18 protein-coding genes are annotated in these 22202 nt (G+C 66.8%); 4 read left to right on the plus strand and 14 right to left on the minus strand.

The features are described 5' to 3' along the window. Positions 1-29: 29 nt before the first annotated feature. Positions 30-1319 carry a dephospho-CoA kinase gene (coaE, locus tag C9424_RS04760; protein WP_116765759.1) on the minus strand — a complete coding sequence of 430 codons (1290 nt, stop codon included), beginning with the start codon at positions 1317-1319 and terminating at the stop codon, positions 30-32. Positions 1320-1341: 22 nt separating this feature from the next. On the opposite strand from coaE, the gene C9424_RS04765 reads away from it, so the two are divergent. Next, on the plus strand, positions 1342-2043 hold the full coding sequence (locus tag C9424_RS04765) for an IMPACT family protein (RefSeq protein ID WP_116765760.1): 702 nt from the start codon (positions 1342-1344) through the stop codon (positions 2041-2043). Next, positions 2027-2632 carry a GNAT family N-acetyltransferase gene (locus C9424_RS04770; RefSeq protein ID WP_116765761.1) on the plus strand — a complete coding sequence of 202 codons (606 nt, stop codon included), beginning with the start codon at positions 2027-2029 and terminating at the stop codon, positions 2630-2632. The genes C9424_RS04765 and C9424_RS04770 overlap by 17 nt, the downstream gene beginning before the upstream one ends. 158 nt (positions 2633-2790) lie before the next feature. On the opposite strand, the gene C9424_RS04775 is transcribed toward C9424_RS04770, so the two are convergent. From C9424_RS04775 to polA, 4 genes are all read right to left on the minus strand, one after another. Further along, positions 2791-3222, minus strand: a complete 432-nt coding sequence (locus C9424_RS04775) for a VOC family protein (protein ID WP_116765762.1) — start codon at positions 3220-3222, stop codon at positions 2791-2793. A 602-nt stretch (positions 3223-3824) separates the two neighbouring features. Continuing rightward, a complete protein-coding gene (gene rpsA / locus C9424_RS04780; RefSeq protein WP_091247946.1) occupies positions 3825-5300 on the minus strand; it encodes a 30S ribosomal protein S1 in 1476 nt (491 codons plus the stop codon). Between the two features lie 259 nt (positions 5301-5559). Then, the gene (locus C9424_RS04785; protein WP_116765763.1) at positions 5560-6846 is read right to left on the minus strand and encodes a GNAT family N-acetyltransferase; all 1287 of its coding nucleotides are present in this window, start codon (positions 6844-6846) and stop codon (positions 5560-5562) included. 106 nt (positions 6847-6952) lie between these two features. Further along, a complete protein-coding gene (gene polA / locus C9424_RS04790; RefSeq protein WP_272914137.1) occupies positions 6953-9859 on the minus strand; it encodes a DNA polymerase I in 2907 nt (968 codons plus the stop codon). On the opposite strand from polA, the gene C9424_RS04795 reads away from it, so the two are divergent. After that, positions 9858-10322: a hotdog fold thioesterase gene (locus C9424_RS04795; RefSeq protein WP_116765764.1), complete on the plus strand. Its 465-nt coding sequence runs from the start codon at positions 9858-9860 to the stop codon at positions 10320-10322. The two genes, polA and C9424_RS04795, sit on opposite strands and share 2 nt — an antisense overlap. Before the next feature lie 63 nt (positions 10323-10385). On the opposite strand, the gene C9424_RS04800 is transcribed toward C9424_RS04795, so the two are convergent. From C9424_RS04800 to C9424_RS04830, 7 genes are all read right to left on the minus strand, one after another. Then, positions 10386-10934, minus strand: a complete 549-nt coding sequence (locus C9424_RS04800) for a dihydrofolate reductase family protein (protein ID WP_116765765.1) — start codon at positions 10932-10934, stop codon at positions 10386-10388. 92 nt (positions 10935-11026) lie between these two features. Continuing rightward, positions 11027-11248: a hypothetical protein gene (locus C9424_RS04805; RefSeq protein ID WP_116765766.1), complete on the minus strand. Its 222-nt coding sequence runs from the start codon at positions 11246-11248 to the stop codon at positions 11027-11029. Further along, positions 11245-12450: an inorganic phosphate transporter gene (locus C9424_RS04810; RefSeq protein WP_116765767.1), complete on the minus strand. Its 1206-nt coding sequence runs from the start codon at positions 12448-12450 to the stop codon at positions 11245-11247. The genes C9424_RS04805 and C9424_RS04810 overlap by 4 nt, the downstream gene beginning before the upstream one ends. Before the next feature lie 274 nt (positions 12451-12724). Then, on the minus strand, positions 12725-13411 hold the full coding sequence (locus tag C9424_RS04815; RefSeq protein ID WP_116765768.1) for a hypothetical protein: 687 nt from the start codon (positions 13409-13411) through the stop codon (positions 12725-12727). A gap of 97 nt (positions 13412-13508) precedes the next feature. After that, complete coding sequence (locus C9424_RS04820) at positions 13509-14378, minus strand: universal stress protein (protein WP_116765769.1); 870 nt, start codon at positions 14376-14378, stop codon at positions 13509-13511. Positions 14379-14672: 294 nt separating this feature from the next. Further along, on the minus strand, positions 14673-15986 hold the full coding sequence (locus C9424_RS04825) for an erythromycin esterase family protein (protein WP_116765770.1): 1314 nt from the start codon (positions 15984-15986) through the stop codon (positions 14673-14675). Continuing rightward, positions 15983-17365, minus strand: a complete 1383-nt coding sequence (locus C9424_RS04830) for an MBL fold metallo-hydrolase RNA specificity domain-containing protein (protein ID WP_116765771.1) — start codon at positions 17363-17365, stop codon at positions 15983-15985. The genes C9424_RS04825 and C9424_RS04830 overlap by 4 nt, the downstream gene beginning before the upstream one ends. Positions 17366-17687: 322 nt before the next feature. On the opposite strand from C9424_RS04830, the gene C9424_RS04835 reads away from it, so the two are divergent. Then, positions 17688-19427 carry a long-chain-fatty-acid--CoA ligase gene (locus C9424_RS04835; RefSeq protein ID WP_116765772.1) on the plus strand — a complete coding sequence of 580 codons (1740 nt, stop codon included), beginning with the start codon at positions 17688-17690 and terminating at the stop codon, positions 19425-19427. 49 nt (positions 19428-19476) lie between these two features. Here the strand turns inward: C9424_RS04835 and C9424_RS04840 are convergent, their stop codons facing one another. Both C9424_RS04840 and C9424_RS04845 read right to left on the minus strand, forming a co-directional pair. Beyond that, entirely contained in the window at positions 19477-20328 is an 852-nt protein-coding gene (locus tag C9424_RS04840) for a hypothetical protein (protein WP_116765773.1), read from the minus strand. A gap of 1 nt (position 20329) precedes the next feature. Further along, entirely contained in the window at positions 20330-22048 is a 1719-nt protein-coding gene (locus tag C9424_RS04845; RefSeq protein ID WP_237563293.1) for a multicopper oxidase family protein, read from the minus strand. Positions 22049-22202 lie beyond the last annotated feature (154 nt).

A 22202-nucleotide genomic window follows, 5' to 3' on the forward strand; every position in this document is an offset into this window, starting at 1 on the left:
ACCGCCGGCCCCCGACACGATGTCCTGATTCAGCTTTGGGCAGTAGCGGGACCGGCGTCGTCACCGGCGTCGTCACCGGCGTCGTCACCGGCGTCGTCACCGGCGTCGTCACCGTACGACGGGGGCTGCCAGCCGGTGCGCGACACCCACGCTTCCATCCGGGGCGCGGCGTAGTCGGTGAACCAGCCTTCCTTGTCCGCCGCGTAGCCGGCGGTGGACTTGTCGACGTCGTGCAGCCCGGCCACCCGGATCTTCTCGGCGACATAATCCGCACCGGCCCGGGCGTCGGCGCGGAGCCAGTCACGGAAACACAGGGCGTACCGCCAGCCCGGCGATCCGGCGGCGCGGAGGTGCAGGTTCACGGCCCGGCCGGGATCGGCGTTGCCGTGCAGTCGTTTGCCCCAGTCAGCGGGGTCGGAGTGCGAGGGTTTGGGGTTGTCGGAAATGATGCCGGGCCAGCGCGGGAATCCGGCCTCGGCCAGCAGCGGCGCGATCCTGTCTGCGGCCTCGAGGTCGCGGACGCCCAGCTGCAGGTCGATCACGTTCTTGGCGTCCAGGCCCGGGACGGCAGTGGAGCCGATGTGGTCCAGGGACAGCACGTCCTCCGGCACAGCGGCGCGGAGCCGGTCGATGAGCCGGCCTGCCTGCGCCGCCCAGGACGGATCCGCCGGTGCAAGGACCGGTCCGCCGGTCCGCGGCGCGATCTTTTGCTCCTTGAGGTTCAGTGCGAAGGGCGCCAGCCGCCCTTCCCACAGCGCATCTACCGCGTGCCTCAGTTCGTCGGGGGTGCCCGAGTTGTCCAGCACGACGTCCGCGGCTCCAAGCCGGTCCTCGCGGCTTGCCTGCGCGGCCATCCGGGCGTGCGCCTGGTCGACACTCATATTGCGGTGTTCGGCCATGCGCCGGACCCGGACGTCGTCCGGGGCGTCGACCACTACCACGAGGTGGAAGTTCTTCCCCTGTCCGGTTTCCACCAGCAGGGGGATGTCCTGGACTACGACGGCGCCGGCCGGGGCGGCCGCCACCATCGCCGTGGCGCGCTCCCGGACCAGCGGATGGACGATTCCGTTCAGCACGGCCAGGCGTTCCGGATTGCCGAAGACCAGGGAACCCAGCCGGGCCCGGTCCAGCCGGCCATCGGAGGTCAGGATGGCGGCGCTGAACGCCTCGACCACCCGTGCCAGCCCGGGCGTGCCGGGCTCTACGACGTCGCGGGCCAGCGCATCGGCGTCGACAAGCACCGCGCCGAGCTCCCGCAGGCGCTCGGCAACCAGTGACTTCCCCGACGCGATCCCGCCGGTCAACCCGATCTTCAACACCCCACAAGACTAAACTGAACCGGTGGAAGATGAGGCGGATTACCCCGAGAGCAGGACTTCCATTTACACCACCCTCGCCGCAGGGTCCCAGTTCCGGCACGAAATCGAGGTCAAGCGGTCCCGCTTCATCACCGTCCTTGCCCGCACGGCGGACGAAGACGCAGCCCGCTTCGTCCTGGCCGGTCTCCGCAAAGAATTCCACGACGCACGGCACCACTGCTTCGCCTTCGTGCTCGGCCCCGACCGGGACGTCCAGCGTTCCAACGATGACGGCGAACCGTCCGGAACTGCCGGCATCCCGATGCTGGAGGCGCTGCTCAAACGCGAGACCGCGCCCGGCGTGGCCGACCTCAGCGACGTCGCCGCCGTCGTCGTACGCTATTTCGGCGGTATCCTCCTCGGCGCCGGCGGCCTGGTGCGCGCGTACTCGGAATCGGTGGCCGCGTCGCTGGAACTCGCGCCCCTCGTGCGGCGCCGCCGGCTGCGGATCTGTTCGGTGCGGGTGGGGCACGCCGGGGCCGGGCGGCTCGAGAACGATCTGCGCGCCGCGGGCTTTGTCATGGCAGAAACCCGTTACGAGGCGCAGACTACTGTCCTGAGGCTTGCGCTGCCGGACAATCCGGAGGAGCTCGCCCGCGCCGCGGAGCGGGTGGCCGCCATGTCAGCCGGCAGTGCGGCGTTGCTACCCGGAGAGACGGAGTGGATCGATGTCCCCATCAGCTGAGCCGGTACCCGCGGTCGAGCTGCTTGACGTCAGCGAGGCCGTGCTCGAACAGCTCCTGGAGCTCGCGCTCCGGGATGCCGACGCCGACGAGGTCACCCCGCCGCTGGGCGAGAGCGCCGCCTGGAACACCGACCGGATCAGCTGGTTCCGCGAATTCCACCACGCCGCCGCCGCAGGCCTGGACGGCCCCGCGCAGCAGAAGAGCTGGGCCATCAGCTGCGACGGGCAACTCGCCGGTTCCGTCCGGCTGAAGCGTATAGGGCCGGGACCGGGGTCGGCGGTGGGGACGATGAAGCCGCTGGAGGCTGGTGCTGGCGGGGCTGGTGCTGGCGGGGCTGGTGCTGGCGGGGCGCTGGAAACCGGAATCTGGCTTGGTCGGAGCTTCCGCGGCCGAGGTGTCGGCCGCGAGGCGCTGCGGCTCGTGAAGGCCCTGGCCGTGTCTGCCGGAGCGAGTCATCTGGTGGCCGAGACCACGGCCGGCAACGTGGGTGCCATTGCGTTGCTGAAGTCCGCGGGTGCCGAACTCGTCACTGGTGCAGCCTCGGCGACTGCCACCATGCAGGTCAAGGGCACGATCCCGCTCCGCTGACCGCGCGGCTCGTCGCACGGGGACGCTTCACCGTCCACCCCTGGACATGTCCCACGCTGGCCGCGAGCAATGCGCAGAATGCCCTCATGCCCGCCCCACGCGTCCAGGACTGGACATGCCCTCCCGCGGCCAGATGGTTTTCGTTGGCCTGAACCGGGCTAGTGGGCGATTTCCCAGATGTGTCCGGCAGGGTCGCGGAAGCTGGCTGTACGAATACCCCACGGCCGGTCCATGGGACCGTTCAGCAGTTCCACGCCGCGGCGGGACAACTCCGCGCACATGTCGTCGACGTCGTCCACTTCAATGGTGAACTGCAGGCGGACGCCGGCCTCTACGTTGGCGACGGTTGCCGGTTGGATGAGTTGGGGGGCTTCGGAGATAGTGAGCAGATTGATCAAAGTGTTCTCGAACTTGAAGACTGCAGAGACGTCGTCCTCAAAGATGAGCGGCAGACGGAAGACTTCTTCGTAGAAACTCCTCGTCGTGGCCAGGTTTTCGACAAACAAGGTGATGGCATGGATGCCCCGTGGCCACGGACCAACTGCCCCGCCTGTGCCCTGCGCTTCAACTGCCCCCGATGGCTCAGCCATGGAACTCCCCCTTGTCGTCGGCTGCGAAAATCTCAACCTGCAAAGTGTGGACTCAGGGAAGATCCGCCGTCAAGGATTCCACGGCCAGCCGCACCTCGGGCACGCGCCGGTCCCTCGCCAGCAGGCCAGAACATGTTGCACCTCCCGACCGCTGGACATGTCCCTCGTTCTGGGCCAGGACTGGGCACAATGCCCATATGTCCACTGGTGACGCCCAAAAATGAGCATGTCCCGAGAGGTGAGTTCCAAGAGTGAGCATGTCCCCACGTGCGAGTCCCAAAAAGGAACATGTCCGGTCCTGGGAGCGGGCACGACGTCGCCGCCACTGGACATGTCCAGCGCTCGGGGCCAGGACCGGACACTATGTCCACATGTCCACTGGTGACGCCCAAGAATGAGCATGTCCTAAAGGGGAGGGCTCCAAGAATGAGCATGTCGTGTGGAGCGGGCAGCCGCGGAGCATGTCCGCGCAACGCAAAGGTGGCCGCCCCCAGAGGGACGACCACCTTTGCTGTGCATTCAAACTACTGCACCGTGACGGTGCAGCTTTAGGCTACAAACTGCCTGGACTCAGGAAGCGGACGCCTGAGAACCGGGGGCAATTAGTTGCCGGTCAGCTTCTCGCGCAGAGCGGCAAGAGCCTCGTCCGAGGCAAGCGTGCCTGCACCGGCTTCGGTTGCAGCCGGCTCGGAGGAGTAGCTGGTGGTGCCGGAGTCGCTCTCGCCGGACGTTGCAGCTGCAGCGTCGTCGGCAGCGTGCTGGGCAACCTGCTTCTTGTGGGCTTCCCAGCGGGTCTGGGCGTCAGCGTACTGCTGCTCCCAGGCGGCGCGCTGCGTCTCGTAGCCTTCAAGCCACTCGTTGGACTCCGGGTCGAAGCCCTCCGGGTACTTGTAGTTGCCCTCTTCGTCGTACTCGGCGGCCATGCCGTAGAGTGCCGGGTCGAATTCGGTGCTGTCGGCGTCGACGCCCTCGTTGGCCTGCTTGAGGGAGAGGGAGATGCGGCGGCGCTCGAGGTCGATGTCGATGACCTTGACGAACAGCTCGTCGCCAACGGAGACAACCTGCTCGGCCAGCTCAACGTGACGCACGGCGAGCTCGGAGATGTGGACCAGGCCTTCGATGCCGTCTTCAACGCGAACGAACGCGCCGAACGGAACCAGCTTGGTGACCTTACCCGGAACAACCTGGCCGAGGGCGTGGGTGCGGGCGAAGGTCTGCCACGGATCTTCCTGCGTAGCCTTGAGCGACAGGGAGACGCGCTCGCGGTCCAGGTCGACCTCGAGAACCTCGACCGTGACTTCCTGGCCAACTTCGACAACCTCGGACGGGTGGTCGATGTGCTTCCAGGACAGCTCGGAAACGTGAACCAGACCGTCTACGCCGCCCAGGTCCACGAAGGCACCGAAGTTGACGATGGAGGAAACGACGCCGGGACGGACCTGGCCCTTTTCCAGCTTGTTAAGGAACGTGGAGCGGACCTCGGACTGGGTCTGCTCGAGCCATGCACGGCGGGACAGGACAACGTTGTTGCGGTTCTTGTCCAGCTCGATGATCTTGGCTTCGATCTGCTGACCGATGTACGGAGCGAGGTCGCGCACGCGGCGCATCTCGACGAGGGATGCGGGCAGGAAGCCGCGCAGACCGATGTCGAGGATAAGACCACCCTTGACAACCTCGATGACGGTACCGGTGACAACACCGTCTTCTTCCTTGACCTTCTCGATGTCGCCCCAGGCACGCTCGTACTGAGCACGCTTCTTGGAGAGGATCAGGCGGCCTTCTTTGTCTTCCTTGGTGAGCACCAGGGCTTCGACCTGATCGCCAACGGAGACGACGTCTCCGGGGTCAACGTCGTGCTTGATGGAAAGCTCGCGGGAGGGAATGACACCTTCGGTCTTGTAACCGATGTCGAGCAGAACTTCGTCGCGGTCGACCTTGACGACGGTACCTTCGACGAGGTCTCCGTCGTTGAAGTACTTGATGGTGGCGTCGACAGCTGCGAGGAAGTCCTCAGCGGTACCGATGTCGTTAATCGCGACTACGGGGGTACCGGGCTTCTCGGTGGAGGTGATGGTCATGTAGTAGGGGCTCCGTTGTGGATAGTTAGTCGGTCAGGCAAACCGCTCCCCCCGCATTATGGAATGCAGACGAAGAACACGGCATCTCAGCAGGTGATATGCCGGGTCATCCTGATTTTGTGGATTGTAGATGCGCGCACGTAGTACACGCCCGTTTAGTCTAGTCGTTTACGTCAACGCCGGTCAAAGCGCGCGGGGTCCTCCGCGCGAACGACGCGGACGGCGGGAACTGCGCGAAGAAGCGCCCCAGGCAGTGCGGCTAGAAGTGCGTGAGGCAGTGCGGTGAGCGTTCGACGGCGAACATGAGCCTCGCGGTCAGGGCCGCTCCGGGCGCGTGCTCGGTTATCCGGCCGGCGGCCGTCAGCGTCACGGGACAGACGGCCCCCAGGTAGATGGACCCGAGGTCCGCGACATCCAGCGACAACTCCGGCTCAGCATCCGCAGCGGGCGTCACCGTGGCCTCCCCGCCGCTGACTGCCAGGGCGAAGGTGCCGGCGGCAAAGCCGAGGCTGTCCCGGACGGCGAGGACCAGGGTCCCGTCGGCAGAGTAGCGCCGGGCGCCCAGGACCCGCAACGGGTCCAGGATGCGCAGCCACAGCATGTCGCGCTGGTCCGAGGACTCGACGCAGCGGGGGTCCTCGAGGGCCCAGGTCAGCGGGTCATCCACCGGCGCGTCCTGCCAGCTGATCCGTTCCACGAGGTCGATGCTGCCCAGGAACTGCCACAGTTCCAGATAGGCGGCGTCGGTCGCCGCCACGAGGTCCACAATCTCCATGGTGTACGGCTTGGCGTCCCACCCGGCGAACTTGTAGGAGACATACCCGTCCACGCTGCCCGCGGCGTCATAGTGCAGGGCACAGCGGATGGCCTCGTCTTCGCTGCCGTCGCGGCCGAGCGTGCCCGAGGACCGCAGCCGGTAGGCCTCCTGCCGCGAGATGGATCCGGGCATGGCGCGTTGAACCCGTGCGAAGACTTCGGGGGCCAGGTCAAGCAGGACCTTCCGGTCGGCGATCTCCACCGACCCCACCGGCTCGTGGCGGAGGCGGAAACGGGGCCCGGTGTCCACCTTGATGCTGCGCTCAAAGGTGGCCACCCCGTAGCCGAACCGACCGTAGATGGACGCCTCCGAGGCGGTGAGCGCCGCCAGCGCGACGCCGTCCGCCTTGGCCGCGGCGAGGTCCTCGGTCATCATCCGCCGGAGCAGCCCCTGCCGGCGATGGGTCCCGCGCACCGTGACGGCGGTGACGAGCTGGGCTTCGAGCTGGCGGCCGTAGCCGATGTTCAGGTCCTTGCGCAGGGTGGCGAACGTCGCCACCGGAATGTCGGCCGACAGCGAGTGGGCCGCGACGCCGTCGGGCTGGTACACGCCGGTCATCTCACGGTTATCCACTCGGTACATGGCCATGATCTTGTCCACAAACTCGTCTTTGCGCGGTTCGTCGTAGAATCCGATCCCGACTCCGCGCAGCCACGCAGTCCCCTGGGCGTAGTCTGCCGAGTCCTTCCCGACCGCCCGGAACCGCCTGAGCTCGTATTTCTCTGCCACGTGCTTCTCCCCCTGAGAATCCTGAATATCCTGAAAATCCGGCAGCCCCCGGCAGAGCCGGAACGAAAACGTGCCGGAACGACACCCTGCCGGAACCGGTGAACCGTTAGTGCCCCGCCTCGTGCCAGCTGGACCCGATGCCAATCTGGACGTCCAACGGGACGCTGAGATCCGCGGCCGAGCCCATTTGCTCGGTCACGAGCTTCTCAACCGCCTCGCGTTCACCCTTGGCGACTTCGAGCACCAGTTCATCATGGACCTGGAGCAGCATCCGCGATTTCAGGCCCTGGTCCGCCAGCGCGCCGGAGACGCCCAGCATGGCACGTTTGATGATGTCCGCCGCGGACCCCTGGATGGGCGAGTTCAAGGCCACTCGCTCGGCGATTTCCCGCAGCTGCCGGTCCGTGCTGGTCAGGTCCGGCAGGTAGCGGCGGCGGCCCTCGATCGTGGCCGTGTAGCCGTCGATCCGGGCCTGGTCGACCACGCCGCGGAGATAATCCCGAACAGCGCCGAAGCGTTCGAAGTATTCCTTCATCAACGTCCGGGCCTCGTCCACGGAGATCTCCAGCTGCTTGGAAAGCCCGAAGGACGTCAGCCCGTAGGCCAGGCCGTAGGACATGGCCTTGACCTTGGAGCGCATGGCGCTGGTGACCTCGGACGGCGGCACGTGGAAGATGTGCGAACCGACGTACCGGTGCAGGTCCTCACCCTCCTTGTAGGCCTGGATGAGGCCGGGATCGCCGGAAAGGTGCGCCATGATCCGCATCTCGATCTGCGAGTAGTCCGCGGACAGGAGGCAGTCATAGCCCTCGGTCACCACGAAGATGCTGCGGACGCGCCGGCCCTCCTCGCTCCGGACCGGGATGTTCTGCAGGTTCGGGTTGTTGGAGGAGATACGGCCGGTGGCGGCCACATTCTGCGCATACGTGGTGTGGATCCGGCCGTCGTCGGCCACGGACTTCTTGAGGCTTTCCACCATTTGCCGCAGCTTCGAGGACTCGCGGTGGGCCATCAGCTGGACGAGGAATTCATGGCCGGTCTTCTCCAGCAGCGTCTTGAGCGACGCGGCATCGGTGGTGTACCCGGACTTGATCTTCTTCGTCTTGGGCAGGCCGAGCTCCTCGAACAGCACCGTCTGCAGCTGCTTGGGCGAACCGAGGTTGACCTCGTGGCCGATGGCAGCGAAAGCCTGTTCCTGGGCGTTATCGATCACCTTGGCGAGGTCGGCGAGCTGTTCTTCCATGCGCTCCATGGAGACCGCGATCCCGGTGAGCTCCATCTGCGCCAGGACCCGGCTGACGGGCAGTTCAAGGCTCGTCAGAAGCTCCTGGGCCTTGCGGGTCTTCAGTTCCGTTTCGAAGTGGTGGCTCAGGGCGTGCACGACGGCGGCCTGCTGGACCAGCGCGCCGGCCGCGGCGCCGTCGTCCTCGCCGCCGAAGGCGAGTTCCAGCTGGCCAGTCTTGGCAGCCTCGGTGGATACGGTCATCTTGAGGTGGTGCTGGGCGAGTTCGGCGAGTTCGTAACTGCGCCGGTCCGGCTGGATGAGGTAGCCGGAGATCGCGGTGTCGTCCACCACGCCGTCCAGGCCGAGCCCTCGGGAGGTGAAGGCCTTGAGCGCCGGCTTGAACCCGTGGATGACTTTCGGGGCGCCGGGATCCCGGAGCCAGCCGGCCAGCACGGCGTCGGCCTCGGCATCCAGGCCGGTGAGCTCGATGTACCCGGCCGCGTCCTTGCGGACCACGGCAAGGGCTGAAGCGTCGTCCACGATCCTGCCGGGCGCGAATTCGACGGCGAGGGCGGACCGGAGCCCCGTCCCGGCGTCGAAGAAGGTCCGCAGCTCCGCCGCGGAGGTGAGGGTCGAGAACTCGGGAACCTCGATGCTGTCCGGTTCGCCTTCGACGGGCTCGTTGCCGTAGAGGGCGAAAAGCCGGGTGCGGAGCGTCTTGAATTCGAGGCGGTCGAAAATTTCCTCGACCGCGTCATGGTCCGGGCGCGGCTCCTCCAGGTCGTGGAGGGACACGGGGAGCTCGAGGTCGGTCAGGAGGCGGTTGAGCCGGCGGTTCCGTTTGACCGATTCGACGTGCTCGCGGAGGGCGTCGCCGACCTTTCCACCGATCGAGTCGAGGTTTTCCAGGATGCCCTCGAGGCCGCCGTACTGGTTGATCCACTTCGCGGCGGTCTTGGGCCCGACGCCGGGGACGCCGGGAAGGTTGTCCGCGGTTTCCCCGACGAGCGCGGCGAGGTCCGAATAGCGCGGCGGCGAGACGAAGTACTTGGCCTCGATTGCTTCGGCGTCCATCCGGGGGATGTTGGTGACGCCCTGCTTCGGGTAGAGGACGAAGACGTTCTCGGTGATGAGCTGGAAGGTGTCCCGGTCGCCGGAGACGAGCAGGACCTCGAAGCCGGCCTCATCGCCCTGGGCGGCGAGGGTGGCGAGGATGTCGTCGGCTTCGAAGCCGGGCATCTTGATGGTCTTGATGCCCCAGGCGGTCATGACTTTTTCAATGAGGTCGATCTGGCCGCTGAACTCGCGGGGGGTCTCGTTGCGCCCGGCCTTGTAGCCGTCGTACTCGGCCTTGCGGAACGTGGTGTCGTCGGAGACGTCAAAAGCGACGGCGACGTGCGTGGGGTTCTGTTCCTTGATGAGGTTGATCAGCATGGACGTGAAGCCGTGGACCGCGTTGGTGTGCTGGCCGCTGGAGGTGGCGAAGTTTTCGGCCGGCAGGGCATAGAAAGCGCGGAAGGCCATTGAGTGGCCGTCGAGGACCAGAAGCCGGGGCTGGTCCGTGAGGGGCACCACCGGTGCCTGGGTCGCGGAGACCTCGGTCCCGACGCGTCGCGCCTTCCTGGCGGGCGTTGCGGCTTCGGCGACGGGCGGCTCGGCCACCAGGACAGAGGCTGTGGCTGCGTCCGTGGCAGTGACAGCATCTGTGCCGGCGTCTGTGGAAGGCTCGGTCGCGGGGGAAGGGGCCGGTTTGGTAGTTTCACTCACAGGTGCCAGCCTAGTTCCCATGATGGACAATTTCACGCCGGCCCCCTACGCGGCCGAGCTTGCGGCGGCCGGAGTTCCCGAGGACATGCACGATTGGCTGGGCCAGTACGGCGTCGGCGCCCTCGTGGTGAAGATGGGGATCCACTTCCTTGAAATGAGTCCGGAGCGGACCGTGGCCACCATGCCGGTGGAGGGGAACACCCAGGTGGCCGGGATCCTGCACGGCGGGGCCCACGTGGTCCTGGCCGAGACCTTGGGGTCTTTCGCGGCCGGCCTGCACGCGGGACCGAACCGGCAGGCGCTCGGGATCGAGGTCGGGGCCACGCATCACCGGGCGATCTCCGCTGGAACCGTCACCGGGACGTGCACGGCCATCCACCTCGGCCGGACCCTCACGACCCACGAGATCGTCATGACGGACGAGCACGGCCGCCGGCTCTCCACGGCCCGGATCACGAACCTCCTCCGCGATATCGCAGGGTAGGAGTTCACCGGGGCGCCGGTGGGATGGGCAGGAGGGCCGGGCCGTCGCGCCGGATGGGGCCTGCTAGCTCCTGCCCGGGAAGCGGTAGCGCAACTCCACGATGCCGCGGCCCATGGTCCGGGACGCGGTGAGCTCCAGCGGCGGCGTCGGGCCGGTCATGGGCAGCAGTTGCTTGCCGCCTCCCAGCACTACGGGAATGACCGAGAGAATCAGCTCGTCGAGCAGCCCGGCATCCGCGAATTGCGCGGCGAGGACTCCCCCGCCGACCACCCAGATGTTCCGTCCGGAGGCCTCATCCTTGAGGTCGTCCACGAACTCGCGGACGACCCCGCGGACGAACGTCACGTTGGCGCCCTTCGGGGCGGAGTGCTCGTGGTGGGTGAAGACCCAGCAGGGCGTGTCGGGATAGGGCCAGGCACCCGGTTCGTGCTCCAGGAGCCACGCGTACGTCTCACCGCCCATAACGATGCAGCCGACGTCGGCCAGGAACGCGTCGTAGCTGTCCTGGCCGCCCTCAAAGCCGTCAAACTGAAGCAGCCACGCCAGGTTGTCGTCATCCGTGGCGATGAAGCCGTCGAGTGAGGAGGCCACGAAGTACTGGAAGCTCACCATGGCCCCAGCCTAGCCAATGCGGCGCCGGGTTCCCATCCCCGGGTCGCCCCGCCCGGAGAGCGCGCCGCAGCGGCCCGCGTGAGGACGGCGGCCTACTTGTGGAAGTAGGGAATGATCAGATACAGCCCAAAGAGGACGGCGGCGCCGCACAGGGCGAAGCACGTGTAAGCGAGCGGGCGGGTCCACGACGCCGGCGCGTTCCGGACATCCCCAGCGATGGCCGTGAGCCGGACGCCGAGGGAATAGAGGACTACGACTGTGACCGCGGCCACGAGCGTGGCCCCTGCCACGCTGAACAGTTCCAACCACTTCATCGCTGGGCATCCCCGTTCTTGATCGCCTTGGCGGCAGACTTCTTCTTGCGGAACTGCACGGCCTGGCCCATTTCTTCGATCTCGACGGCGTTGTGGTGGCCCACCTGGGATTTCCGCGAATGCACGAACATGTAGGCCACGGCGGCGGTGCCGGCGGCGGCCGCGATGATGACTCCGACGACGCCCGTCTGCACGAGCACGGCCGTGAGGGCGCCCACGATACCGGCCGCCGGGAGCGTGAAGAGCCAGCCGAGGGCAATCCGGCCGGCGGTTCCCCACCGGACGGTGGTGCCGCGGCGTCCCATGCCCGAGCCGATGACGGAGCCGGAGGCCACCTGGGTGGTGGACAGGGCAAAGCCCAGGTGCGACGAGGCCAGAATGGCCGAGGCGGTGCTGGCCTCGGCGGAGAAACCCTGGGCCGGCTTCACTTCGGTGAGGCCCGAGCCCATTGTGCGGATGATCCGCCAGCCGCCGGCGTAGGTGCCGATCGCGATGGCGAGGGCGCAGGCGGTGATAACCCACCACTGCGGTCCGGAGCCGGCAGGCTGCGCGCCGGCCGAGATCAGGACGAGGGTGATGATGCCCATGGTCTTCTGGGCGTCATTGGTTCCATGGGCCAGTGCCACGAGGCTGGACGTAAAGATCTGGCCGGTCCGGAATCCGCCGCGCTTCTGGGTCAGCTTGTCGCCGGTTTCCGGGTCATGGCGTGACGTCAGGGCATAGGCCAGCCGCGTGCACAGATAGGCCGCGCCGCCTGCGATGATCGGGGCGAAGACGGCGGGAAGGATGACCTTCTGCAGGATGGATTCGAAGTTGATCGAGTGGATGCCGATGCCGGCGATCGCGGCACCGATCAGGCCGCCGAAGAGCGCGTGCGAGGAACTGGACGGCAGTCCCTTCAGCCAGGTGATCATGTTCCAGAGAATGGCGCCCATCAGCCCGGCGAAGATGATGTCCGGCGTGATCGCGACCCCGTCGGAGCCCTCTTTGATGATGCCTCCGGAAACGGTCTTGGCTACTTCCGTGGAGAGGAACGCCCCCACGAGGTTCAGCACCGCCGCCAGGGCGACTGCAGTCCTGGGTTTGATGGCACCGGTCGCGATGGGGGTAGCCATGGCGTTCGCGGTGTCATGAAATCCGTTGGTGAAGTCGAAGAACAGCGCCAGCGATACTACTAGCGCCACCATTACGGTGATTTCCACCTGTTGCCCAATCTGCAGTGTCCACGGTCAGCAGTTCCACTTCCCCGGTGCCGCATGGCCACAAACAATCATCTCATGCCTATCCGGATGAATGCTCAGTGGCCACGAACGCAGCTTGAAACCTTATCGATGGTACGTGGGAAATACGGCAGCGCAAAACATGCCGGAAGACCCTAAATTCCGCCCTTCCCGGAGGAAGTCGACCCTCAGGGCAGCGAGGCGATCCTCGTCACAGAGAGGCGGACCGGGAGCACTGCCCCGTCAGCGGTACTGCTCAGACGGACCGGCGCGCCTCAGGCGCCGGACCGGCGTCGAGCATTGAAGCAATCTTGTCCTCGAGCGCGGCGAGCGTGGCCTCCGGCAGCACGATGAGCCCGTCGAGTTCACGGCGTGCGCGCCTGTAGGCCGTCTGACGTTCGGCAGGAGTCGCCGCGGCGTCCGAGGCGATCCTCAGGAGCTTCCGGGCAGTCTCGAGACGCTGGCGTTCCGGGCCGGTGAATTTGCTGTCCCTGATCCGCTTGGCTTCGCGTTCCGCGACATCGAAGGCGATCTCGAAACTGGTGACGGCGGCCCGGTACTCCGCCAAACGGGCCGCAGTCCTGAGGTCACCGGGGGCGGCGGGCCGCAGACCGTCGGCCTCACGCTTGGCCCGCAGGAAAGCCACCGTGAGCGGCTCCCGGACATCGGTCATGACCGGGTAGTCGATCAGCTTCCCGACGTCGAGTTCGTAGTCGAGCCAGCGCCGGTTCACGGCGTCGTGCGCATTCATGAGGGCCAGGACCTGGGCCTGGCTGGCCTGTTCCGCCTGCGCGGCCTGGTTCTTGATTGTGTAGAGCTCCATCCGGCGCCGGTGCCGGCGTTCAGTGGCTTTGGACCAGGACCGGGCCCACCCGCCCATCAGTCCGCTCATGGGAAAGACGAGCCACCAAAAGTGCGAGACGAAATTGTAGAAGGGGTCCACGGCAACATCCTCCCATCCGTCGGCGGCGGCGGAAAGCCCCCTCCGCAGAGGGGGCTTTCCGGCCGGTACTCATCGGGTTGCAAGGACTTGCCGGGCGTCAGTCCCCGTGCTTGACCTTGTGCACCCGCGTGACGATGGTGGGGCACGGAACGTTCAGCAGGACGGCGTGCGCCGTGGAGCCGAGCACCGTGCGGGAGAGCCCGCCGCGGCCGCGGCTTCCGATCACCAGCACTCTGGCGTCCGCGGCGGTGTCCACGAGGGCCTTCGCGGGCTGGGTGTCCGTCTCGAGTCGCTGATGGACCACAAGGTCGGGGTATTTGTCGCCGAGCCCGGCCACCGACTCGGCGAGCACGATCCGGTTCTCTTCGACCATGCTCTCGGCGAGGCCGCTGGACGGTAGCTGCTTCTCGACCCACCGGGCGGGGGTCTTGAACGCGAGGACCACGGTGAGCTCGTCTCCGCCAAGGTCAGCTTCCGCGGCGGCAACTGCCACGGCCTGCAGCGACTCCTCGGAACCGTCCACGCCGACCACGACGCCCTTGGCCCCGGCGCCAGGCTTTGCTGGGATGACGGCCACCTGACAGTCCGAGGCGGCGACGACCTGCAGGGCGCGGTCCGTCACGGGACCGCCGTCGAGGTGATGTTTTTCATGGCCGCCCACGACGATCATGGCTGCTTCTTTGGAGATATCCCGCAGCACCGATCCCCCGCTGCCGTGGCGGAGCTGAATGTCCACCTCGACGCCAGGGGACTGCTCGCTGGCGCTCGCCTTCGCCTTCTCAAGCAGTTCCATCCCCGATTCGCGGATGAGCTCGTGGTACTGGAAATCAGGGGACATCCAGCGGTCATCCACCGCGTGGAGGGCGATGACCGGAAGCTTGTCCCGGGCCGCCCGCTGAAGGGCCCACGTCAAGGCGGCGTCGCTGCCCGCAGACCCGTTGATACCGACGACGATTGCTTTGCTCATTCTGAATCCTGCTCTTCTCCATCGCGTGATCTGAACCGGCAGCTACACACCGCATTGTCTATAGAGCGCATGATCCCTGCACTGCTTGTTAGCTGCACCGCCTAACATCTGCGTTGGGTGGTGCCTGTAGTGCATGATCGGGCGGCAGTGCCGACAGCCGGCTGGCACCTTCAGTCTCCCGCGCCCGTCATGGGCCGGGTTAGGGCCTTAAGGCCCCGCGCCGCGCTGAGGACCTGCACGTGGATCTGCAGGTGGACCCGCCAGCGGGCCTGTTACGCGGCCTAATTGCACGGCCTAGAAACCAGTGGGCTCCGTTTCCAATTCCGGTTCGCGGGGCGGCCCCTCATGGTGCACGGGACGCAGTGCCGCGGTGTGTTCGAGCCAGATGAGAGCGTCGTAGCGTTCCCCCATCCGGGTCGGAACGTAGTTCCCCGCCTCCCGCTCCGGGTGGTACACGACGCCGATCGCCCGGTGTCCGAGCCACGTCGAAAGCCACGGCCCGGTCCTGTCGTCACCGAACTCCAGCACGGACGGCACGCCGAGGGCCTGATGCAGGAAGTCTTCGTGGCTGCCCGGCCGTGCTTCCGGCACCGTGAGGATGCGCTCCGGCCGGCCCCACGCGTCGGCGGCGATCACGGAACCCCGGTGCCCGGCGAAACCGACCAGGAGCACGCCCTCGCCCGCGTGGCGTTCCCGTAGCAGTTGCCCGACGTTGACCAGGCCGTCCTGCGCCATGTCGGTGGCCCGCGCATCCCCGACATGCGTGTTGTGCTCCCAGATCAGGCCCTTCGACGCCGGCCCGAGGTGCCGGCTGACGCGGTCGATGGTGTCCGCCATATGGTGGTCGCGGACGTTCCAGGACTGCCGGTCGCCGCGGACCATGATGCGGTAGTAGTGCTCGGCGTTGGCCGCGACCTCGGCGTTCTGGACGGCGTCAAAGGCGTCCTCGTCGTGGGGGCCGGGGCTGAAGACCCGGTTCCTGACCTCGGTCAGGAGGGCCACGACGTCGGCCTCGCAGGACTGCGGGACCAGCCGCGTGCTCCAGGCATACTGGTGCGGGTCCTCGTGGTGCGGTGAGAAGCATTGCCAGGCGCGCATCGCCGCGGGTACGGCGTCCGGGACGTTTTCCTGCAGCCAGCCGATGATTTCGCGCAGCGAATCCCAGAGCGAGTAGACGTCCAGGCCGTAGAAGCCCACTCGCTTGTCCATGGGGCGCCCCGCGTTCCAGGTGCGCAGCCAGTCCAGGAACGCCGCGATTTCCTCGTTGGCCCACATCCAGGTGGGCCAGCGTTCGAAACCGGCCAGCAGGGCGTGCACTCCCTGATCCTTGCCGTCCTGGCCGCGGACCCACCGGTTGATCCGCCAGCAGTCCGGCCAGTCTCCTTCCACCCCGATCCAGTTGTACCCCTCCTCGGCGATGAGACGCCTGCTGAGGGTGTCGCGCCAGGTGTAGAACTCGTGGGTGCCATGGGACGCCTCGCCGATGGCGACGAAACGGCAGTCGGCGGCCCGCCGCACCAGGCCGTTGAGGTCCCGGTCGTTTTTCAGCGGCCGGGCGAGATCATGGATCTCCTTCAGCACGGAGGTGCGCGTGACAACCGGATTCATCGCGGATCCTCAATGTCGATCGACTCCAGATGCTCGGGTACCCGGGCCCGCCAGCCGAGTTCGCGCTTGATCCTGATGCGCAGGGCATCGGACGCATCGGGGTCGCCGTGCGTGATGTAGGTCATGCGGGGCTCCTTCGCTGCCGCTTTCATCCACGCGATGATGCCGTCGGCGTCGGCGTGCGCGGACAGGCTTTCCATTTGGATCACTTCGGCCCGGATCTTGACGTCCTCCCCGTAGATGCGCAGCTCCCGTTCGCCGGCGGCCAGGGTGGCCCCCCGCGTGCCTCCTGCCTGGTAGCCGCTGAGGATGACGGCGTTTTTCGGGTCCGGGCCGTACGCCGCGACGTGGTGCAGGATCCGGCCGCCGGTCAGCATGCCGCTGGCCGAGATGATGATCATGGGGCCGCCGCGCAGGTTCAGGAGCTTGGACTCGTCCACGGTGCGGGTGACCTTGGCCAGCTTGTACATGTCCACGTATTCCTCGCGCTTGAGCCGGTGTTCCTCGGGGTGGCGCTGGTACATTTCGGAGGCGTCGATCGCCATGGGGCTGTTCAGGTACACCGGGATGCGCGGAATCGCGCCCTTGCGCAGGAGCCGGGACAGGTACAGCATGAGCGTTTCAGCCCGGCCGACGGCGAACGCGGCGAACATGATGACGCCGCCGCGCTTCGCGACGCGGTTGATGATCTCCCCTAGTTGCTTCTCCGGATCCTCCGTGGAGTGTTTCCGGTTGCCGTAGGTTGATTCGGTCACCAGGATCCCTGTTTCGCCGAGCGGCCGCGGGGGGTACATGAAGGGATCATCGGCGCGGCCCAGGTCTCCGGTGAAGTGCACGGATTGGGAGCCTAGCCGGACGTGGACCTGGGCGGCGCCGAGGATGTGTCCGGCCGGCACGAACGTCAGCTCCATGCCACCGCCGAGGTCAAGGGGATCGTCAAAATCCCGGATTTTGAATCTGTTGAGGGACGCTACGGCGTCGGCGGCCGTGTAGAGCGGGATCGCGGGATCGTGCGCGGACGATCCCCGCTGCGAGGCATACCTGGCCTCTTCCTCCTGCAGGTGGCCGCTGTCCGGGAGGATGAGTTTGCATAGATCGGTGGTGCCGTCCGTGGCGTAGACCGGGCCGCCGAATCCGTCCCGGACCAGGGCCGGGACGTAGCCGGTGTGGTCCAGGTGCGCATGGGTCAGCACCACGGCGTCGATGGACTGCGGCGGCACCGGGAAGGGCGTCCGGTTGCGCTCGCGGCTGCGCTTGTAGCCCTGGAAGAGCCCGCAGTCCACCAGTACGCGCCGGCCGCCGGCGTCGATCAGGTAGCGGGACCCGGTGACGGTGTCGGTGGCACCAAGGAACTTCAGGCTCGGCTGCTGGTGTTTCATGGTGCTCCCGTGGACCTCTACCCGTGAATCTGTGGACCGCGCAGACCCTGTGCACTGTGCAGACTTATCCACTACACAGACCTACAAAATGCACAAACCTACAAAGATGCGCGGACCTGCCGCTCGCGGTGTACGCCCCAGCTTCCGCCCGGGCCTGCCGGGTGCCAAGGGCCGAAAGTCACCTCACGGCCCGCGCCGCCGCGGCTGTCGCGCAGTCCGGTCCAGTACTCCCGGACCGGTGCTGCCCCGATAGGATTTCCTGACGGGTCCTGCCGGGCCCGACGGCCGGCAACCCGGCACAGCCCAGTGGCAAGGACACACCATGATCAGACGATCCGCGGGGCCCGAGCATCCCGACCGCCCCTGGACCCGCCACTACGGCCCCGGTGTTCCCGTCGACCTCAAACTCCCCGCGGGGTCCCTGGTCGACCTCATGGACTCCTCCGTTCGGCGTTATGGACGGAAGACAGCGCTGGAATTCTTCGGGGCACGCACCAGTTACCGCGAACTCGGGACCGCCATCAGCAGGGCGGCTGCGGGCCTGAAGAAACTCGGCGTCAGGGCCGGCGACCGTGTGGCGCTGGTCCTGCCGAACTGCCCGCAGCACATCATCGCTTTCCATGCGGCGCTGCGGCTGGGCGCCGTCGTCGTCGAACACAATCCCTTGTATACCGACCGCGAGCTCCGTCATCAGTTCGAGGACCACGGCGCCACCGTCGCCGTGGTCTGGGACAAGGCGGTGGAGAAGGTTCGGCAGCTGCCCGTCGACGTCGGGCTGCAGACCATTGTCTCGGTTGAGCTGATTCCGGCGATGCCGCTGGTCCAGCGGATGGCGCTGCGGCTCCCGGTACCCGCTGCCCGCGCGGCCCGGGCCTCACTGGCCGCCGGCAGGCACACGCCCTGGCAAGCGGCGGCGCCGGCACACCGGACGGTGCTGCCGTGGAAGGAGCTCCTGGCCGCCGGCGAGCTGAAGAAGAAGTATCCGCGCCCGGCCGCCGGCGACCTCGCCGTCATCCAGTACACGAGCGGCACCACGGGCCAGCCCAAGGGCGCCATGCTCACCCATGCCAATCTGCAGGCCAATGCCGCGCAGGGCCGCGCGTGGGTGCCCGGGCTCAAGGACGGCCGGGAGACCGTCTACGCGGTGCTGCCGATGTTCCACGCCTACGGGCTCACGCTGTGCATGACGTTTGCCCTGAGCATCGGCGCGAGGCTGGTGCTGTTCCCCAAGTTCGACGTTGACCTTGTGCTGAAGGCCTACAAGAAATCGCCGGCCACGTTCCTGCCGGCGGTGCCGCCGATCTACGACCGCATCGCCGCCGTTGCGGCCGAGCGCGGCATTGCGCTGGACAGCATCCGGTTTTCCATCTCGGGGGCGATGAACCTGCCTACGGCGACAGTGGAGACGTGGGAGAAGGCAACCGGCGGCTACCTGATTGAGGGCTACGGGTTGACGGAAACCTCGCCCATCGCGCTGGGCAACCCCTTCGGTCCCAGCCGGAAACCGGGAACAGTGGGGGTCCCGTTTCCCCTGACCGACATCCGGGTGGTGGACCCGCGGAACGTCCTGCTGGACCGCGCCCCCGGTGAGGAAGGCGAGCTCCTGGTCCGGGGCCCGCAGGTTTTTGCCGGCTACTGGAACCGCCCGCAGGAGACCGAGGAATCACTCCTGGAAGGCGGCTGGTTCCGCACGGGGGACATTGTCTCGGCGGACAAGGACGGGTTCGTGACGGTCCGGGACCGGATCAAGGAGCTGATCATCACTGGAGGCTTCAATGTCTCCCCCACGGAAGTGGAGGACGTCCTCGCCGAATACCCCGGCATCCTGGAAGTGTGCGTGGTGGGCCTGCCGCGACCCGGCGGCGGCGAAGACGTGGTCGCCGCCGTCGTCCCCGCCGCAGGACCCGGCGTCGATCCGGAGGCGCTCCTGGCCTTCGCACGCGAGAATCTGGCCGCCTACAAGGTGCCGCGCCGGGTTGCCATGGTGGATGAACTGCCGCGCTCGCTGATCGGCAAGGTCCTGCGCCGTGAAATCCGGGACGCGCTCGTGGCCGGCCAGTAGCGTTCTCTTCGCTCCGGCCGGCCATGGGTTCTGTCAGTGCCCGGCCTCCTCAGTGTCCGGAATCGTCGCTTCCTGTGTGGTGGCCGGCCGGGTCGTCCTGTCCTGCGCCATGCGATTGGCCACCATTGTCCTCGGGCGACGGTGCAGGCTCCAGTGCCGGTCCAGGTTCGAGGGACAGGTCTACTCCTTCGCCTGTGTCCGAGCGAGGGGCCAGCGCAACGTTGGCGGGGTCCACGCCGGCGCCGCGGGCCATGCCGTTGCGGACGGATTCCACGAGCGCGTCGCTGAGCAGCGGCCCCGTGTAGCTGACCGTCAGGGCACCGTTGTCCAGGACCGTGGCGTAGTTCCCGAGCGCGTCCGAGAGTATGCCTTCCTCGGCGATGGATTTCGCCAGGGCTGCCGGATCGGCCGCGGCCACGGTGAACCGGAGGTCGTGGACCAGAACCAAGGCGACATGGACATGCTCCACACCTGGATAGCTTCCCTCCGCGCCGAAAGCGAGCCCAGCCAGCTTCTCGGCGTCGCTGCTTGTGCTTCCCGGCGGCAGCGCCACGATGACCTCCGGCGACATGTGCTCGAGGATCGCCGGTTCGAGCACGTCCGGGGAGATGTCGGAGAGAACGACGCCGCCGGCAGTCGCGGCCTGCTCGAGCCGTGCGCGCGCCGCGCCGAGGTCGGCGCCCGGGGCCGGATGGACGGCGATGACCGTGCGGCGCCGCACCATCAGCCCGTCGTGGCTTACTGCCGGACGGCCATTACCGACGTCGGTCCCCGTCTCGAGCGAGACAGCCGCGGCGCTCGCCGCGACCGACGGCGGCGCCGGCGCCGGCGGTCCGCCCGTGCAGGCGCTTAGTGCCAGCACGAGCAGGGCGGCCGCGCCCAGTGCCCCAACGTGGCTCATCTCAGGTTCCCGCGGGCAGTCCGGGCCGGTACACCGGCGGGAATGAGTCGGGCGCCGTGGTGTCCAGGACCGGCGGATCGGACGTGATGGGGTCGTTGGTTCGCAGATCGCCGACGGAGAACTGCACCATCATGTCGTGGTCCTCATGGACCAGGTTGTGGCAGTGGATCATGTAGCGTCCGCCCCCGCCGGTCCCCGTGTCGAATTGCATGAGGGCCGTGATGGACTCGTTCTCGCCGGCGTAGAAGACATCCTTGGGGCCCTTCTCCCAGGCAAACGGCTGGCCGCCGTTGGTGTTTCTCGCGATGATTTTGGCGTCAATGAGGTGGATGTGCACCGGATGGAACCAGCCACCGGACGCATTGATGATGGTCCATTGCTCGATGTCGAAGGGCTGGGGGTTGCCGAACAGCTTGGTGAACCCGGATTTTTCCACATCGGCCCAGGTGACGCCGTTGACGGTCCATTGTCCGTTGGCCCGGAAGAATTTCAGCTCTCGCTTCGCCTTGGCCATCGCCGGTGTGAGGCTCATCGTGGCGATGCCGCCCTTGGCTGCGTTGACGGAACCGCCGTCGTCCAGGGTGGCCGGGATGCTGGAAATGGAGCCCGCTCCCGACCCGGAGTCGGCCACAACCTGGAAGCGCATGATTTTCCCGGTGTTGGCGAAGTCGATGTTGTTCTTGTTGCTGAGGTTTCGCAGTTCGATCAACTGGCCGGTCCGGTATTTGCGGAAGTCGATCAGGACCTCATAGCGCTCGGCTGTCCCCTGCCGCCAGGACTTCACGGCCTGCACGGCGGGAACCATGCCGGCGTCGGTTGCCACCACGTAGATGGGGTCCCCGGTGGACAGCGTGGGCCGGTAGGACCGCGAAATCGAGGCATCGAGCACGCGGAAGCGGTAGATCCGGGGCTTGACCTTCATGGTGGGCCACGGCACGCCGTTGACCATGATGACGTCGCCCCACAATCCCTTTTGGTCGTTGTCGTTGTAGGAGAGCGAGCCGTCGGCGTTGAACATGGCGTCCGAGATCATCAGCGGGACGTCGAACTCTCCCTGCGGCAGCTGCGCCCGCTCGTATTTGTCGGACAGCGGATAAAAGCCCGCGAGGCCCGAATACACGTTCTGGGCGGTGATGTGGTGCTTGTGGTCGTGGTACCACAGGGTCCGTGCCGTCTGAAAGTTGGGGTAGTGGTAGTTCTTGACATTGCCCGGGACGGTGATGTCGTTGGCGTAGCCGTCGTACTGCGGCAGCGATGCCGAGCCGTGCAGGTGGGTGACGGTATTAAAGGCGCCCGGCTGGAGCAACCCGAGCGGGGGCAGCCCGTTAAGGATCCGCACCTCAATCCTGGTGCCCTGCCGTGCACGGATGGTGGGCCCGGGAAAGATGCCGTTGTAGCCCGCCACGGTGGTGCTCAGCCCGGGCACGAACTGGGCCTGGCCGAGTTTCTGGGTGAGGGCGTACCGGGCAAAGGGGCGGGACGGGTCGCCGTCGTCGAAGCCTGTCGCAAAGGGGACGAGCTCCGGCGGGCGGCGGAAGATCCCCGCATAGGGAACAGGCATGTTCTCCGGTGCAAGAAGGCTGGCAACCGCCGGGGCCGGTGCGGGCGCCGGGGCGGTTGCCCCGTCTGTCGGCGGTATGGTTTCATCGCCTCCTTTGAATCCGGCCAGGCCGAGGGCGCCCACTGCGCCCAGTTTGAAGATCTCTCGTCGTGTAGTCATGGCCCCTCCAAGTGGGCAATCGAACTGAATACCGGGTCGAAGAGTGACTGTCGAGAAGTGCCTTTGGAACCGTGCCTTTCGAACAGTGTCTTTCGAACAAGCGAGGAAGCCGGCCGGCGGACCGTTGCTGGCCGCCAGCCGGCGTTCTCGCACT

The sequence above is a fragment of the Arthrobacter sp. H-02-3 genome, from assembly GCF_003097355.1.
Classification (GTDB): domain Bacteria; phylum Actinomycetota; class Actinomycetes; order Actinomycetales; family Micrococcaceae; genus Arthrobacter; species Arthrobacter humicola.

Bases quoted from the DNA above. Each gene is read 5' to 3' on its own strand.
- C9424_RS04770 (WP_116765761.1), top strand. From the start codon at position 2,027: ATGTCCCCATCAGCTGAGCCGGTACCCGCGGTCGAGCTGCTTGACGTC.
- C9424_RS04775 (WP_116765762.1), bottom strand. From the start codon at position 3,222: ATGGCTGAGCCATCGGGGGCAGTTGAAGCGCAGGGCACAGGCGGGGCA.
- rpsA (WP_091247946.1), bottom strand. From the start codon at position 5,300: ATGACCATCACCTCCACCGAGAAGCCCGGTACCCCCGTAGTCGCGATT.
- C9424_RS04795 (WP_116765764.1), top strand. From the start codon at position 9,858: ATGATGGACAATTTCACGCCGGCCCCCTACGCGGCCGAGCTTGCGGCG.
- polA (WP_272914137.1), bottom strand. From the start codon at position 9,859: ATGGGAACTAGGCTGGCACCTGTGAGTGAAACTACCAAACCGGCCCCT.
- C9424_RS04800 (WP_116765765.1), bottom strand. From the start codon at position 10,934: ATGGTGAGCTTCCAGTACTTCGTGGCCTCCTCACTCGACGGCTTCATC.
- C9424_RS04805 (WP_116765766.1), bottom strand. From the start codon at position 11,248: ATGAAGTGGTTGGAACTGTTCAGCGTGGCAGGGGCCACGCTCGTGGCC.
- C9424_RS04820 (WP_116765769.1), bottom strand. From the start codon at position 14,378: ATGAGCAAAGCAATCGTCGTCGGTATCAACGGGTCTGCGGGCAGCGAC.
- C9424_RS04825 (WP_116765770.1), bottom strand. From the start codon at position 15,986: ATGAATCCGGTTGTCACGCGCACCTCCGTGCTGAAGGAGATCCATGAT.
- C9424_RS04830 (WP_116765771.1), bottom strand. From the start codon at position 17,365: ATGAAACACCAGCAGCCGAGCCTGAAGTTCCTTGGTGCCACCGACACC.
- C9424_RS04835 (WP_116765772.1), top strand. From the start codon at position 17,688: ATGATCAGACGATCCGCGGGGCCCGAGCATCCCGACCGCCCCTGGACC.
- C9424_RS04840 (WP_116765773.1), bottom strand. From the start codon at position 20,328: ATGAGCCACGTTGGGGCACTGGGCGCGGCCGCCCTGCTCGTGCTGGCA.
- C9424_RS04845 (WP_237563293.1), bottom strand. From the start codon at position 22,048: ATGACTACACGACGAGAGATCTTCAAACTGGGCGCAGTGGGCGCCCTC.